The 16336-nt window shown below is 41.2% G+C and carries 11 protein-coding genes and 1 pseudogene; 9 read left to right on the forward strand and 3 right to left on the reverse strand.

Annotation, left to right across the window (positions count from 1 at the left end; all coding sequences use genetic code 11):
* Positions 1-55: 55 nt before the first annotated feature.
* On the reverse strand, positions 56-1156 hold the full coding sequence (hppD, locus tag C427_RS13195; protein ID WP_007641643.1) for a 4-hydroxyphenylpyruvate dioxygenase: 1101 nt from the start codon (positions 1154-1156) through the stop codon (positions 56-58).
* A 532-nt stretch (positions 1157-1688) separates the two neighbouring features.
* Here hppD and putA point away from each other — a divergent pair.
* The 3 genes from putA to C427_RS13205 all read left to right on the forward strand — a co-directional run bounded on the left by putA (position 1689) and on the right by C427_RS13205 (position 7360).
* Entirely contained in the window at positions 1689-5474 is a 3786-nt protein-coding gene (gene putA, locus C427_RS13200; RefSeq protein WP_007641642.1) for a bifunctional proline dehydrogenase/L-glutamate gamma-semialdehyde dehydrogenase PutA, read from the forward strand.
* A gap of 414 nt (positions 5475-5888) precedes the next feature.
* Positions 5889-6386 (forward strand): FAD-dependent oxidoreductase, encoded by a 498-nt coding sequence (locus tag C427_RS27560; protein WP_015430929.1) that lies wholly within the window; start codon positions 5889-5891, stop codon positions 6384-6386.
* A complete protein-coding gene (locus C427_RS13205) occupies positions 6281-7360 on the forward strand; it encodes a flavin-containing monooxygenase (protein WP_236613699.1) in 1080 nt (359 codons plus the stop codon). The genes C427_RS27560 and C427_RS13205 overlap by 106 nt, the downstream gene beginning before the upstream one ends.
* A gap of 123 nt (positions 7361-7483) precedes the next feature.
* On the opposite strand, the gene C427_RS13210 is transcribed toward C427_RS13205, so the two are convergent.
* Positions 7484-8149: a response regulator transcription factor gene (locus C427_RS13210; RefSeq protein ID WP_007641636.1), complete on the reverse strand. Its 666-nt coding sequence runs from the start codon at positions 8147-8149 to the stop codon at positions 7484-7486.
* Positions 8150-8279: 130 nt separating this feature from the next.
* Positions 8280-10589 (reverse strand): TonB-dependent receptor, encoded by a 2310-nt coding sequence (locus C427_RS13215; protein ID WP_007641635.1) that lies wholly within the window; start codon positions 10587-10589, stop codon positions 8280-8282.
* Positions 10590-10773: 184 nt separating this feature from the next.
* Between C427_RS13215 and C427_RS13220 the strand changes: the two genes are divergently transcribed.
* From C427_RS13220 to C427_RS26415, 6 genes and pseudogenes are all read left to right on the forward strand, one after another.
* Positions 10774-12069: a GntP family permease gene (locus tag C427_RS13220; RefSeq protein ID WP_007641634.1), complete on the forward strand. Its 1296-nt coding sequence runs from the start codon at positions 10774-10776 to the stop codon at positions 12067-12069.
* 34 nt (positions 12070-12103) lie between these two features.
* A complete protein-coding gene (locus C427_RS13225) occupies positions 12104-13303 on the forward strand; it encodes an E22 family MetX-like putative esterase (RefSeq protein ID WP_007641633.1) in 1200 nt (399 codons plus the stop codon).
* Between the two features lie 36 nt (positions 13304-13339).
* On the forward strand, positions 13340-14332 hold the full coding sequence (locus C427_RS13230) for an extracellular catalytic domain type 2 short-chain-length polyhydroxyalkanoate depolymerase (protein WP_007641632.1): 993 nt from the start codon (positions 13340-13342) through the stop codon (positions 14330-14332).
* Positions 14333-14341: 9 nt separating this feature from the next.
* Positions 14342-15109, forward strand: a complete 768-nt coding sequence (locus C427_RS13235; protein ID WP_007641630.1) for a 3-hydroxybutyrate dehydrogenase — start codon at positions 14342-14344, stop codon at positions 15107-15109.
* 717 nt (positions 15110-15826) lie between these two features.
* Positions 15827-16162, forward strand: a pseudogene (locus C427_RS13240) (PAS domain-containing protein); the annotation flags it as partial.
* Positions 16143-16295 carry a hypothetical protein gene (locus C427_RS26415; RefSeq protein WP_015430932.1) on the forward strand — a complete coding sequence of 51 codons (153 nt, stop codon included), beginning with the start codon at positions 16143-16145 and terminating at the stop codon, positions 16293-16295. The pseudogene C427_RS13240 and the gene C427_RS26415, both read left to right, overlap by 20 nt.
* The last annotated feature ends 41 nt before the right edge of the window (positions 16296-16336 follow it).

The raw sequence follows: 16336 nt of genomic DNA on the forward strand, positions 1-16336 counted from the left end.
GAATTTTGTCACGCTGGATAACGGTAAAAGTGTGATCAAAATGTAAGGAGGGCTCTTAGGCGCCCTCTTTTACCTCAATTTTTTTATCGGTATTCAAAACACCACGATTAATTTGGTCACGTTCAATCGATTCGAATAATGCTTTGAAATTACCTTCCCCAAAACCATCATCGCCTTTGCGTTGAATAAACTCGAAAAATACTGGGCCTAATTGGGTTTCTGAGAATATTTGTAGTAGTAGCCTTGGGCCATCTTCAGTAGTTCCATCCATCAAAATACCCCGTGTTTGCAGCTCATCAACGGGCTCACCATGCTTAGGTAAACGTCCTTCAAGCAACTCATAATATGTTTTCGGGGGCGCCGTCATAAATGGCATGCCCATTTCTTTCAAGCGATCCCAACAAGCCACTAAATCGTCGCAACTGAACGCAATATGTTGAATACCTTCGCCATTAAATGCACGTAAGAATTCTTCAATTTGACCTTTACCACCTTCACCTTCTTCATTTAAAGGGATACGGATTTTCCCATCCGGGGCAGTAAGGGCTTTAGACGTCAAGCCTGTATATTCACCTTTAATGTCAAAAAAACGGACTTCTTTAAAGTTGAATAATGTTTCGTAGAAGTCAGCCCAATATTTCATGCGACCGCCATAAACGTTATGCGTTAAATGATCGATTACGTTAAAGCCAGCACCTACTGGGTTACGGTCAACGCCATCAATATAATCAAAGTCGATGTCATAAATAGAAAGTTCATCACCGTATCGGTCAATCAGATAGATAATAGCATTACCAATTCCACGAATAGCAGGTAAACGTAGCTCCATAGGACCCGTTTCAACAACGACTGGCTCTGCTCCTTGTGCTAATAAGTGATTATAAGAGTTAACCGCATTTTTAACTCTAAAACCCATTCCACATGCTGATGGGCCATGTTCACGAGCAAAATACCAAGCCGCAGATTTTGGCTCATAGTTAGCAATTAAGTTAATGCCACCTTGACGCCATAATTGGGCATCCTTGGTTCGGTGATTTGCAATTTGAATAAATCCCATCACTGTAAACACTTTCTCTAGCTGCCCTTTTTCAGGGGAAGAAAATTCAATGAATTCAAATCCGTCTAAACCCGCTGGATTTTCAAATAAGTCTGCCATTATTTACTCTCTTTAGTCATGTCTAAAACCTAAAATAAATGTACCCTTGATAGGACATCTAATTTTTGTTGTTTGGCGGTTTTGGCGAATTAATTTTTTAATGCGGTTATACCGCTAAATCTGGACGCCAGCAGCTTAGGTTATTTCGATTAAAAATGCCAAAGAGGACATTCTGAAAAAATGTCTAGATTGTTATTAAAACCGGCAAATGTAAATATTTTGATACGATTTATTATCCCTAGACTTACTTAACTGGTTTTTAAAACAACACATCACATTACCTGCCAACTGCAAACCAAACGGAAGCGGCTAAACCTTAAATATTAGAAATAAGCAAAAAAATGCCTAAAATGTATTAATAATAGGTTTGGATCCAGAATTTTCCTATCTACGTAACCAAATAATACTGGCCACAAACGTTGTCGCCAGTCTTTGCTATCTATATACTGCACTTCGCGTTAAATGAGCTAACAAAACAGCATCATTTTCAGTTTATTTTTAAGTTTTATTTTCCAGCTATTTGGAGTTGTATATGTTGTTTGACGGTAACCTAGTCACTGAGTCAGCCACTCGTCAAAAAATTCGCGATTTTTATCGAATTGATGAAAATCTTGCCGTTGAACACATTTTGCCAGATGCAGAAGTCAACATGCGTGCCCGCAGCCGCGCTTGGGAAAGAGCACGTAAAATGGTGCTACAAATTCGTAACGATCAGGAAGGCACCGGCGTCGTTGAAGCCTTGCTCAATGAATATTCTTTATCTTCCGCCGAAGGCGTTGTACTAATGTGTCTTGCAGAAGCGTTATTGCGAGTACCAGACAAACGTACACAAGACAAATTGATCAGCGACAAATTATCCAAAGGTCAGTGGAGTTCACATTTAGGCAACAGCGATTCATTATTTGTCAACGCTTCTTCTTGGGGCTTACTACTGACCGGTGGTCTGGTTAATTATGCCAATCAAAAAAATAAATTTGGTTTCTTGAAAAAAACCTTGGGTAAGGTTGGCGAGCCGGTTATTCGTAAAGCCATGAATATCGCTATGAAGGTTATGGGCCAACAGTTTGTGATGGGTGAAACCATTGAAGACGCGGTACAGCGTGCTGAAGAAAAAGAGCGTAAAGGCTATGTTTATTCTTACGACATGCTAGGTGAAGGAGCCAGAACCCAAAAAGATGCCGATGATTACTATAATGCTTATGCACAAGCAATAAAGGTAATTGGTAATGCAGCAAAAGGCAAAGGCCCAAGAAAAAGCCCTGGGATCTCAGTTAAGTTATCAGCGATTCACCCTCGTTATGAGTTTACTCATAGAGAAAGAGTGATGGCAGAAATCCCTCCCAAACTAAAAGAATTGTGTTTGCTAGCAAAAGAATATGACATCGGTTTAACTGTCGATGCTGAAGAATCCGAACGTTTAGACATCTCTCTAGATATCATTGAACAGGTATTCAGTGATCCTGACTTGGCTGGCTGGGACGGCTTCGGTCTAGCCGTGCAGTCTTATCAAAAACGTGCCATGTATGTGATTGACTGGTTACGAGAGTTGACTGAAAAAGTGGGTCGCAAATTGATGGTCAGATTAGTGAAAGGCGCATATTGGGATACCGAAATTAAAAATGCCCAAAAAGATGGTCTTGAACACTTTCCGGTATTTACCCGTAAGTCTTCTACGGACGTGTCATATCATGCCTGTGCGAATCGCTTACTCGATTATCGAAATACCATCTACCCACAATTTGCTACCCATAATGCTTATACCGCAGCGGTAATAGTAGAGTTAGCTGGTGATGACAAAGAAGGCTTTGAGTTTCAGTGCTTGCACGGTATGGGTGACAGCCTGTATGACCAGATAGTATCTTTGGAAAATATTCAATGCCGTATTTACGCCCCGGTAGGAGAGCATGAAGATTTATTAGCATATTTGGTGCGTCGTCTACTTGAAAACGGTGCGAATTCATCATTTGTGAATGCCATCGTTGACGTATCCAGACCGGTTGAGTCCTTACTCGAAGATCCAGTTGAAAAGACCCAACGCTTAAAATTTAAATATAACGACCAAATTCAAAAACCTATTAATTTATACGGTGCAGAAAGAGACAACTCAAAAGGTATTGACGTCACTGATATAAATCATATCACCCCGCTCAAAGCGGCAATTGATACTTGGTTTGAAGAGCATTTATTAACTGAAGAACAAGTGCCTAAAGGTTGTCATGCCGTGCGCAACCCTGCCAATTTGGATGAAATAATTGGCTTTCATCATTTCGATACCAAACAAGAAATGGCGGAAAAGTTAACAACTGCCCACAATACCTTTGCTAGCTGGTCAAAAACGCCTATGACTGAAAGAGCGGACTTGCTACGTCGCACTGCTGACATCCTTGAACGCCACATGGATGAATTGATTGCACTGTGTATAAAAGAAGCAGGTAAAGTGACATCAGACGGTGTAGATGAAGTCCGCGAAGCAGTCGACTTTTGCCGTTATTATGCTGCTCGGGCAGAAGAGCTGGCAGAAGATGACAGATTAGCACCGCGCGGTGTGGTGTTGTGTATTAGCCCGTGGAATTTCCCTTTGGCTATATTTTTAGGTCAAGTCGCTGCAGCTATTGTGACCGGTAACACCGTGATTGCCAAACCCGCGGAGCAAACCAGTTTAATTGCCCTACGCGCTTTGCAGTTAATGGAGTATGTGGGTCTACCAGCAGGTGTGGTGCAGTCAGTGATTGCTGAGGGGCCTGACGTGGGAGAAATGCTGTTACCCGATGAGCGGATCAAAGCGGTTATGTTCACCGGTTCCACCGTCACCGGTAATGTGATTGCTAACGCTTTGGCACAAAGAGGTGGTGAGCAAGTCCCTCTGATAGCCGAAACAGGTGGTCAAAACTGCATGATTGTTGACTCCACAGCCTTACCAGAACAAGTGGTTGATGACGTTATCGCCTCTGGTTTTCAAAGTGCTGGGCAACGCTGTTCAGCACTGCGAGTACTATTTTTACAAGAAGAAATAGCGGACACCGTCACCGAAATGTTAATCGGTGCACTGCATGAATTAAGTGTGGGCGACCCTGCTTATCTGTCTACCGATATTGGCCCAGTTATTGACCAAAAAGCATTGGCTAATTTACAAGCCCATACAGAAGATATGCAACATAATGGTACCTTGTTATATGAGTGCAAAGTGCCCGCCAATAAAGGTACCTTCTTTGCACCTAAACTATATCAAATAGCAGATATTTCAGTACTCAAGCGTGAAGTATTTGGTCCTTGTGTGCACATAGTACGATTCAAAGCAGATGATCTTGAAAAAACGGTGGAGAAAATTAATGCCACAGGTTTTGGTTTGACTATGGGTATTCACACTCGTATTGATGCTAGAGCCATGGAATTAGTCAAACTGTCTCGCGCCGGTAACGTTTATGTAAACCGTAATATGATTGGAGCCATAGTCGGGGTTCAGCCCTTTGGTGGCCGCGGACTTTCTGGAACAGGTCCAAAAGCAGGAGGACCCAATTACTTAACGCGCCTGATGCTTGAAAAATCAACACCACGGGCTATCACTGAATTAATGCCTAACACCGATAAAGCACTAGAAAGTAACGAAGAGGCCAAGCAACAAGCTGCCGTTTTCATGAAAAATGCTCACACTACCGAAAATGAATGGCGTTTAACGGATTTAAATACTCGTCTGTCGTCAGTGCGTCAACTACTCGCAACTATTGCCAAAGTGGATATAGTTGAAGAACTAGCTGATGATTTAAATTCCACCTTAGCAGCAGCGCGATCGCAATTAATCAGTATCGAAAAACGTCTGAAAAAACCTAAGTTTTTACCTGGACCGACGGGTGAATCCAATGTGTTGTATTTGGAGCCTAGAGGCGTTTTAGTGTGTTTCGCTGATAAAGATGTGACGTTTGAATATTGGATATTATCCATTGTGACCGCTTTGGCCACAGGAAATGTAGTCATATCAGTAGTATCTGAACTGTTTTATGCTGAAGCTATAGAGTTTCGCGAACAGTTTATTGCAACTGGCGCACCTGAAAGTGTATTTCAGGTTGCTAAGCTGCATCACTTAGAAGCTTTGTTAGCCGAAGAATCTCTAGCGGGTGTGGTAATTGACAGTGAAAGTGATCGTTCCAGTTATATGGTACAAATCCTAGCCAAACGCACAGGAGCAATACTGCCTGTTATTACCGCGGAGTATTATGACCATCTGATTCAGCGTTTGTTAACTGAAAAAACGGTTAGCATTGATACTACTGCTTCCGGTGGTAATACTTCACTCATGACACTGGTAGAAGATGAAGAATAAAGTCACAACAATAAAAAGTACCTAACAAGGCTTACTTTACTGAAAGTTAAAAAACCAGCTAAATAGCTGGTTTTTTTGTGTTAGATTTATTGAGAACTCTCAATATAGCTTGTTTCTATGACCTATTGGGTTTAATGCAAAGTCGTGTGATTAATCCCTTTTACAATCCAGCTTTAAATTCCAAAGGTTATGCCGACTAGACAGCTAAGCTAATAAGCAATAAATCGCATAGCTATATATTTTTGCTCAAAATAAATTGTTTGATACTCTCTATATTTACATTGGCAGCGGTGCTGATTATAGTGACAATGTATAGTTAACAGATAATTGACTATCAAGGCTAATAGCAATAATATCAGATACTTACATTCGCTCGCCTACTGCGTTCGAAAGGGTTGATAGAGAATTAATACAGTGAGTATAAAAACAAGCGAAGTAGACGTATTAATTATTGGCGCTGGCATTTCCGGTATCGGGGCGGCCTATCATCTTCAGAAGCATTGCCCGACCAAATCTTACGCTATTATTGAAGCCCGCAGCGAAGTGGGCGGCACTTGGGATCTATTTCGCTATCCCGGAATTCGTTCTGATTCAGACATGTTTACTTTTGGCTTTAACTTTAAACCTTGGCGTTCGCCAAAAGCCATTTCCCCTGGCCAAGATATCAAACATTATATTTCTGAAGCCGCAACTGAAAATGGCATAGATAAACATATAGTATTCGAACATAAAGTGCTCGCGGCCAACTGGGATAGTGCCAGCGCCAAATGGCATACTGAGATCCAAAATCTTAAAACGGGAGAGTGTTGCCAATATGTCAGCTGTTTCTTTTTTCTGGTGCCGGTTATTATAACTACGATAATGGTTACACCCCAGATTTTAAAGGCATTGAGAATTTTTCAGGTAAAGTGATTCACCCGCAACATTGGCCACAAGACCTCAGTTATGCCGGTAAAAACGTGATTGTAATTGGCAGTGGTGCAACTGCTGTTACCATTGTTCCAGCCATGGCCAATACGGCTGGTCATGTCACTATGTTACAGCGCTCTCCTACCTATATTGCCTCAAGATCCGAACAAGATGTATTTGCTAATGTGATGCGCCGCTATTTACCCGCTAAACTTGCTTACAGTGTCAGCCGCTGGAACAAAATACTCCAAGGCATGTTTATGTATAGCATGGCTAGGCGACGCCCCGAGTCTGCAAAGAAAGTCATACGGAACGGCGTAATTGAAGCACTTGGAGAGGATTATCCTGTTGATAAACACTTTAAACCGAGTTACCAACCTTGGGACCAACGGGCTTGCTTAGTGCCCGACGGTGATTTGTTTAAAGCTATAAAAAGCGGTTCGGCTAGTGTTGTCACTGAACATATAGACTCCTTTACGGCTAATGGGATTAAATTGCAGACCGGCGAAGTACTGGCAGCAGATATTATTGTGACGGCTACTGGACTCAATTTAGAAATACTCGGTTCATATAAACTAAGCGTTGATAACAAACCATTTAATGCCGCTGATAGTTATTGTTACAAAGGCATGATGTTAAGTGGCTTGCCTAACTTCGCGTTTTCGATGGGTTATACCAATGCGTCTTGGACCCTGAAGTCAGATTTAGTCGGACAGTATGTATGCCGTTTGATTAACTATATGGATAGGCATCAACATCATTACTGTCAGCCTGTCCTACCCATTAATGGCATTGAGGCAGAGCCTTTTATTAATTTCACCTCAGGCTATATTACTCGGTCATTGGATAAGATGCCCAAACAGGGGCGGGATAAGCCCTGGAGACTTAACCAAAATTATATACTTGATCGGATGAGTTTGAGCTATGAGTCAGTGGTTGATGACAATATTGTTTTTTCTTCGATTACACCTGAGTAAATAAGTCAGGGCTAGATAATTAAAGGACCCATTATCACTATGCTAAAGTAGATAGGTATATGTAGCTTAAGTAATAATCAGTGCATGGAGGCTATGGTACTATTTCATGCAAGTTAATAGAGCTTAGAAGTCACTCATATGCTCACCCTCTATTGTGCTCATTACACTTTTAAACATCACTCCTGCCTGAGTGCGGTTATTGAAGCCGAGTTTATTCAAGACCGCAGATACATGTTGTTTAATGGTGGACTCACTCACTTGAAATTCGTGGGCAATTTGTTTATTTAGCAGTCCATCGGCCATCAATTGCAACACTCTAAATTGATGTGGAGTGAGCAATTCGAGTCTAGTAGCAAAAGTTTTGTATTGGGAGTTGTCAAGATGTTTCACATCGCTTAGCATGTCTTCTGGCACCCAAATTTGACCATCTAATATTTGCACCACGGCTTGAGTGATAACCGGTAACGGGGTAGATTTGGGGATATAGCCGCTGGAACCAAAGTCGATAGCTTTTTTAATAATTTCCGAGCGCTCTTCTGCTGACACTATGACTACCAGTACATCAGGGTAATGATTACGCAATACAGTAAGTCCAGTAAGCCCATGATTACCTGGCATATTTAAATCCAAAAACACCAGTTCAATATTTTGATGAATGTTTAATAAATCCAAGGTTTCGTCAAAACTCGCGGATTCTAATATGTTGTCACCTAATGTACCTAAAACAGCGTGCTTTAATGCACTACGGAATAAGGGGTGATCATCTGCAACAATGGCTCGTGCTTGCATCAATAAAACCTTTAGGAGCTAGAACTAATTGAATTAACAATAGAATGTAAGAGTATGATTATTTTAGAGTTAAGCCAATGGATAAACGCAAAAAGGCAGCCGAAGCTGCCTTAAAAAATACCAGCTTAGTTTAAAACCGATAACCAACGGTTAAGCTAACTGAGCGGGGGTCGCCATAATAACCGATTAGAGTAGTATCGCCACCTAATCCTGGTCCATAGGTTCCATCGCCATTATCTACAGCAAAATTATAACCACCGACTAAATACTCTTCATCCGTTAAGTTTTTAAGATGTAAACCGCCGTACCATTGACCACCATCACTTTGCCAATTAACGCTGGCATTGAGAATACCGTAACCTTCTTCTTGAAGCAGGTCACTGTCTTCAAATAGGCGATAATCACCTCGATAATAATAATTAGCGTTAAAGGTAAAGGCACCCATATCGCTTTCCATCACATAATTTGCAGCAAGGTTATAGGTTAAATCAGGTGTATTTGAAATGCCGATAAGGGGTGGAACTGCGTTATTTTCTTCAATTTTAGAATTAATTGTACCTAGTGAGAAATCAAAGGTTAGATTATCCGTTGCTAAGTAGGTTATTTCTGCCTCTATGCCAGTTGCTGATGTCGCCGCCACGTTAGACAGAAACTGATTTAACACTGTGACATCATCAGTAGGGAGTAAACCAATATACTGGCGGTCTTTATGATCCAGAGAGAACAAGGTTAAGTTAACCCGCAAGTTATCTGACCAATCACTCTTCATGCCCACTTCAATTGAATCGACAATCTCTGGTTCAACCCCTGGTTCGTTAACTGTTGCACGAGGGTTAAACGTACCAGATTTAAAGCCCTGTGAATAACTGGCAAAAAGCATCAAGTCTGGATTCGCTTGATATTCTAATCCTATTCTAGGCGTAAAACGCGACCAGCTTTGAACTGAGGGAGCATCTAAAACACCGTCTCCATTTGAGTCACTGCCTAAAACTTGAGGTACTATGTCACCACTTGGACGGACATAGCCTGGGATCCAAGCTGATTCAGGATAAACATTATCAAATATCAAACCATTTTTGACTACTGCTTGTTTTTCTTCGTCTGTATATCGAGCACCGATAGTGACCGATAATTGTTCGGTAATATCATAAGAACCTTGGGCATAGATTGCAGTACTTTCACTGTTGTTACAACCACTCACCTCACGAGTTAAACCCGGAGTGCCAAATGCAGCACGCCCCAAAAATCCTAATATTGCTTCAAACTGTCCACAAGACTCACCATCATAATAGTAAATACCACCGACGACATTTAAACCATCGCCGGAATAATTAAATTGCACTTCATGGGAGCTATTATCGTCTTCATAAATAGCTGGGACATCAAAAATATCAAGAGCAGTATTATCAAAGTCAATATTGGTAGGTGAGTAACTTTCACGTGTGGAGCCAGTATATTTGAGGCTCATAGCATCATTTATATCCCAGCGCGCAGTTAGACTTATGCCTTCCAATTCTACTTTGTTTTCCGTTGGCAAACTTGTGTAGGAATCAAAAACACTGTCTGGTACCGGTGCATCAGTTAATAGGCTGGGTAATAAACGATAGCCGCCTTTGGAATTAGAGTCATCGGTTGTTTTATCCCAGGCTAAACGAAAAAACAAATCGTCTCTTGGGGTAAATTCTATGGTGACTCGCGCTGCAGTTAGATCTTTGTTGTAGTTTTCTAAATCCTGATTGGGTAAGGCTGATTGCAAATATTCGCCATATCCATCACGAGACAAGTCAGCTAAACCAAATCCAACATACAATTTATCTTCAATTATCGGAAATTGGCCGGTTACTTTGAGATCGCGCTGGTTATAGTTACCTAATGTGCCCTGTACATTTAGCTCAGTGTCGCCACTCATCTCTTTAGTTATGTATTTAAGTGCACCGCCTACCGTATTTTTACCGTACAAACTGCCTTGCGGACCACGTAAAACCTCTATGCGCTCAACGTCTAACAAGTCAAAAACAGCACCTTGAGGACGGGCTACATAAACATCATCAATATAAATTCCAACGCCTGGTTCATAACCCCAAAGTGGATCTTGCTGACCAACCCCACGAATAAATGCGGTTAAGGTGGAGTTAGTACCACGACTGTTCTGCAAAGTGGTGTTAGGGGAAAATTGCTGAATTTCGGTTAGCACCGAAATGCCTTTTTCATCCAGTTCAACAGAACCAATCGAGGTGATTGAAACTGGTACTTCTTGCAAACTTTCAACCGTTTTACGGGCTGTTACCTCTATTCGTTCAAGGCCTTTCTTCTGTTCGTTCTGTTGGGCGTGCAGATTGCTGCTTGCAAGTAAGACTGCTCCTACTGCCACAGCGCAGAGTGATTGATTAAATAATTGTTTAGTAGCAGCCAAACGTTGGATATTTTTTATATTGTTCATTATGTGTCCTTGGATGTAGGTTTTATTGTTTTCTATCTGCTGCGGTCTAAGTAACCTTAATCCAGAACTGACTCGCCGTCTTTAGTACCATAGTACTATGGCATTGTTCAGGCTTTACTTCACAATGCAATTATCCTTTCTGTTGGTCTGCGGTCACTGACTCAATTTAAAGGAAACATATAATATGCTTAGTTTAATCGGCCTCATAGGTGGGTTATTGCTGCTTATAGTATTAACTATTCGCGGAATGAATTTATTTATAGCTGCCCCTCTGTGTGCACTCATAGTCGCACTGACCAGTGGTTTACCTATTTTTATCGGAGACATCAACTTTGTTACTAATTACATGCAAGGTTTTTCAGGCTTTATAGCGTCTTGGTTTTTTATGTTTTTGCTAGGTTCATTATTTGGCAAATTTATGGAAGATACCGGTGCGGCAGACTCATTAGCTAGATGGATCATTAGCAAACTAGGTAGACAACAAGCTGTGGTGGCAGTGGTATTAGCCTGTGCAGTGCTCACCTACGGTGGAGTCAGTGTATTTGTGGTGGCATTTTCAGTTTACCCCATGGCACTTAGCTTGTTTAAAGATGCTAATCTGCCGAGACGCTTTATCCCTGCAGCACTGGCCTTTGGTTCAGTGACGTTTACTATGACATCCGCCGGTTCACCTGAAATTCAAAACTGGATCCCTATTAAATACTTAGGTACGTCACCTTTTGCTGCGTGGGAAGTCAGCTTAGTCGTGGCCATATTTATGGCAAGCTTTGGTTTTTGGTGGATGAGCAAAATGATCAATAAAGCCGTGGCTAACGGTGAACATTTTGAGGCACGTGATCATGATCCTGCAATCCCAGAGCGCGATTACCCCCACCCTTTCACCGGTATTATTCCGCTTTTTGTGGTGTTGGTTTTATCATTCTTATTACATGATTCTCTGCAGCAACTAGCATTAATAGTGGCGTTAGGTGGCGGTGTGTTATGTTTAATGGCGATTAACTTTAAGTATTTTCACAACTTACAAAATGCCGTGACAGCTGGGACCACCGGTGCGCTTATTGCTATCGGCAATACAGCAGCGGTAGTAGGCTTTGGTAGCATTGCCAAATCAACAGCAGCATTTCAAACAGCTGTCGAAATGATGTCACAAATACCCGGTAACGAATTAATTGGGGCCGCTATCGCCATTAGTGTCATCGCGGGATTAACAGGCTCTGCGTCTGGTGGTCAAGTTATCGCTTTGCCTCTTCTGGCTCCTGGTTATTTAGAACAAGGGGTCGACCCTGAAGAGCTGCATAGGATTGTATCTATCTCGTCTGGAGCCTTAGATTCATTACCGCATAATGGTTATGTGGTAACAACCATTCGAGCAATCTGTCAAGAAACCCATCAACAAGCCTATTGGGCATTGGGCGCACTGACAGTTGTTGTGCCACTATGTGGCGTGGTATTAGCCATAGCTATATTTAGTTTTACATAAACACATTGCGGAAAATAAGCAGGAATCAATTGATATGAAATATCCGATATTAAGACACAGTAAATATTTAGCTATGTGTGTTGTCTTGTTATTTAGTGCATTTACATCAGCAGACTTAATGGTAGTCAAACAACGTTTTGAAACAGCAAATTTCAAAACCTTTAATGGCGAAACCATTAAAAAAGTGGTTGTGGGCTGGGAGAGTTATGGCAAGTTAAACGTCAAAAAAGACAATGTAATATTAGTCACTCACTACTTTTCAGCTAATTCACACGCTGCAGGAAAATACGCCAAAGAAGATCAACAACCAGGTTATTGGGACGCATTAATTGGTCCTGGCAAAGCCATTGATACCAATAAATTTTATGTTATTAGCGTAGACAGTTTAGCTAATCTTGGCGTGAACGATCCTAATGTCATTACGACTGGACCTGCGTCTATCAACCCTGATACAGGTAAGGCTTATGGTTTAGATTTTCCAGTCGTGACTATCCGAGACTTTGTTGAAGTACAAAAACTGGTGCTAGAAAGTTTAGGCATAACTAAGTTACACGCTGTTATAGGGGCATCAATGGGTTCGATGCAAGCAATCGACTGGGCAGCCGCTTACCCAGACTGGGTGCCTAGAATGATATCGGTGATTGGCAGTGCTCAAAGTGATGCATGGGCCACCGTTTTATTAGAACGTTGGGCTATTCCTATTCGACTCGACCCAAATTGGCGAAACGGCGATTATTATACACATACTCCTCCTACCGAAGGGCTAATCGCAGCGTTAATGTTTATTACGCAAGACGCATTGACCCCAAAAGCCTTCAATCAAATTGGCATCACAAAAGCAGTAAATCATCAGGCGTTACAAACAGGACCCCTGCACTCAATTGAAGGCACATATTCTATTGTGAGCTGGCTTAGGGAGCGGGCAGAAACCAGAGCTAAATTATCTGACGCTAATCATCTTTTATATTTAATCAGGGCATCCCAATTGTTTATCGCCGGTCACGGTGAAACTCTTGCCGAAGGCCTTAAAAATATCAAAGCCAAAAGCCTTTTTTTGCCTTCAGCTAATGATTTGTTACTGATGCCTTACCTCAGCCATGATGCAAATAAACAGCTTGTAGATTTGGGCAAAGACAGCCAATTAGAAGAGTTGCTAGGTGATTCAGGTCACTTAAATGGGATATTAGGCATTAGCCAAAAAGCGCAACAAATCAAAGACTTTATTGAACACTAAATAAGTTTATCTATGCAGATATAAAGAAGGATGAAAATGAAAAACCTAACAATTTTATTGCTAAGCTATTTGCTCATAAATAGCAGTCATGCGTTTGCTGAAAAGCTCAACCTAGACCTGACAAAGATTGGTTTATCAGGTCTATCGAGTGGTGGTTACATGGCGAATCAATTTCACATCGCTCATTCTGATTGGGTAGACAAAGTCGGCATCATTGCAGCTGGCCCATATTACTGTGCCCAGAACAGTATCAAAACAGCACTTGCACAATGTGTAAATAAAAGTACGGATGCAACCAGCCAAAATTTAACACAACAAGCTAAAGCTTATGAAAGACAGCATAACGTTGCCATTTTAGATAACCTAAAACACAGTAAAGTATGGTTATTAAGAGGCACCAAAGACACTAAAATCCATGCTGATGTGACTCAAGCCCTGCATCAGCAATATCTTATGTGGATGGACCCAAATAATCTGGAATATATCAATCAACAGCCTTTTGCGCATCATTTTCCTACCTTAACTCGTGGTTCTAAATGTGATGTTTCTGAATCACCATTTATGGGTAATTGTGATTACGATGCTGCGGGAGAAATGTTGCGTTTTCTGTACCCGACTTTGCAACCACGCAATGAGCAACCACAAGGCAATCTTGTATTAGTTGACCAACAAGCATTAGGAGGGGAGCAAGCAAGCAGCCTAGCCGAGCAAGGATATCTATATATTCCCAAAACATGTCAGGCTGGTGAAAGTTGTCAACTACACATTAGTTTTCATGGCTGTCAGCAAAATGTAGAAACAGTAGGTACCCAATTCATCGAAAACAATGGCTTAAACAATTGGGCCGATACAAACCAAATGGTTGTGCTTTATCCACAAACTAAAAACTCTATGTTTATGCCGTTAAACCCTCAAGGCTGCTGGGATTGGTGGGGTTACACAGGTAGCGACTATGCCACCCAGAATGGCCTACAAATTAGAGCGGTTAAACAAATAGCTGAGTCATTAATTCAAAAATTAGATATTTAGGAGAACGGTATGTCTAAAAGGAATATTCTTATTACAGGTGGCGCCAGTGGTATAGGTTTGGGTATTGGTCAGTACTTAGGTAACTTGGGACATCATATTATCATCGCAGATATTAATTTAGCTGCAGCAACAAATGCGGTTACGCAATTGCACAACCAAGGCATCGGCGCCTCAGCAATTGAACTAGATGTCACTAATTTAAAAGACGTAGCTGAGTTACCCAACAATTTACATCCATTAACAGTAGATGTGTTAATCAACAACGCGGGGGTACAATACGTAAGTAAGCTTGAAGACTTCCCACCTGAAAAATGGCAACTTCTGATCAATATTATGTTGGTTGCACCTGCAATGCTTAGCCAAGCGTTGCTGCCTAACATGCGCAATCAAAATTACGGCCGAATTATCAATATCGGCTCAGTGCATTCAGTGGTCGCTTCGCCATTTAAATCTGCGTATGTCGCGGCAAAACATGGCTTATTAGGCTTTGCTAAGACCCTTGCCCTAGAAACAGGTGATTGTGATGTCACCGTTAATACCCTGTGTCCTGCTTATGTAAAAACCCCCTTGGTTGAAAATCAAATTGCGGCACAAGCGATTGAAAATGGTATTAGCGAACAGGAGGTAATAGATAAAATCATGCTAGCGCCAATGCCCAAAAAAGCCTTTATCGGTATAGATGAGTTAGCAGCTACAGCAGCGTTTTTACTCACCAATGAAGCAAAGAATATCACCGCACAAGCGTTAGTGATTGATGGAGGGTGGACTGCGCGATAAGACTTCAGTTTGATTCGATAATAGTTAAAAGTAATCAACAGATAATTTAATCATGTAGCTATGGTTAAATTTATTCGTGTAGCTATAGTTAAATTTAATCGTGTATTACATATTTTGACACTGTGTTGAGCTGTCGAATCAAACTGAATCTGATTTTTATTAAACTCTCCCCCATGATTGCTAGACACTCTCAAAGGTGTTTGGCTGAATCAATTAATCACTAACGAGAATCTAATCACCAACAGATCTTCGCATATTCTCAAATAAGCAGATTACCCGTGTCCGCCTAGGATCTAACTTCAGTTTTTTATAGCCCTAAAATACTCATTGATAATGCATAGCCCAGTTCATTATGGATAAAGATTATAGGCTGTTATAATCATTGGTTAATTGTTACGTGGACCATATATAGTCTCTGCTTCAAATGTATTCGCAGATCCGGGAATAACTTCTGGTGGAAAAGTTAGATGTAGTACCAAAATCTAAAAGCTAAGTCCAGAGCAAATGGCATTAGTTATTAGCGCCGCAGATATTGCTATATGGGACTGGGAAATAGTAAGTAAAGAATTAATTTGCAATGAGCTATGAGCACAAATCATTGGTTACAGTTTATCAGAATTGCAGCCGTTAACGTTTGAAACATGGTCTAACTCCGTCCACTTAGACGACATCGAAAATGCGACGTTATTACTCTAAGAACATTGGCTAGGTAAGGCTGAAGTCTACGAAACAGAGTTCAGAATGAAACATAAGTTAGGACACTATGTTTGGATTTTGGCCACGGGGAAAGTCATTGAATATGACCAAAATTCATCACCTCGAAGAATGATCGGTACACATATTGATATTACCCAACGAAAACGTGAGGAGCAGGAATTAGTCACTACCTCTCGTCTTCTCGACCAGTCACAAAAAATAGCCAAGGTTGGAGGGTGGGAGTTAGATATTCTTTCTGGCAATTTATTTTGGACCGCTGAAACCTACCGCATACATGAAACCACGCCCAAGAATTTAATCCTAGTGTTGATGCGGCGTGAGTTATTTTTTACCTGATTCAAAAGATAAGATTGAAAATGCACTAGCCGCTGCAATGATTCAAGGTAAAAGTTATGATCTTGAGCTAGAAGCCTACACCACTAAAGGACGTTTGATTGACATTAGAACAACAGGTGTTGTGACAATGTAGAACAAAAATCCAGTCAAATTAACAGGCATATTCCAAGATAT

Origin of the sequence: Paraglaciecola psychrophila 170, from assembly GCF_000347635.1 — a bacterium.
In the GTDB taxonomy this organism is placed as follows: Bacteria; Pseudomonadota; Gammaproteobacteria; order Enterobacterales; family Alteromonadaceae; genus Paraglaciecola; species Paraglaciecola psychrophila.

Bases quoted from the DNA above. Each gene is read 5' to 3' on its own strand.
- C427_RS13230 (WP_007641632.1), top strand. From the start codon at position 13,340: ATGAAAAACCTAACAATTTTATTGCTAAGCTATTTGCTCATAAATAGC.
- C427_RS13225 (WP_007641633.1), top strand. From the start codon at position 12,104: ATGAAATATCCGATATTAAGACACAGTAAATATTTAGCTATGTGTGTT.
- C427_RS13235 (WP_007641630.1), top strand. From the start codon at position 14,342: ATGTCTAAAAGGAATATTCTTATTACAGGTGGCGCCAGTGGTATAGGT.
- C427_RS13210 (WP_007641636.1), bottom strand. From the start codon at position 8,149: ATGCAAGCACGAGCCATTGTTGCAGATGATCACCCCTTATTCCGTAGT.
- hppD (WP_007641643.1), bottom strand. From the start codon at position 1,156: ATGGCAGACTTATTTGAAAATCCAGCGGGTTTAGACGGATTTGAATTC.
- C427_RS13220 (WP_007641634.1), top strand. From the start codon at position 10,774: ATGCTTAGTTTAATCGGCCTCATAGGTGGGTTATTGCTGCTTATAGTA.
- C427_RS13215 (WP_007641635.1), bottom strand. From the start codon at position 10,589: ATGAACAATATAAAAAATATCCAACGTTTGGCTGCTACTAAACAATTA.
- putA (WP_007641642.1), top strand. From the start codon at position 1,689: ATGTTGTTTGACGGTAACCTAGTCACTGAGTCAGCCACTCGTCAAAAA.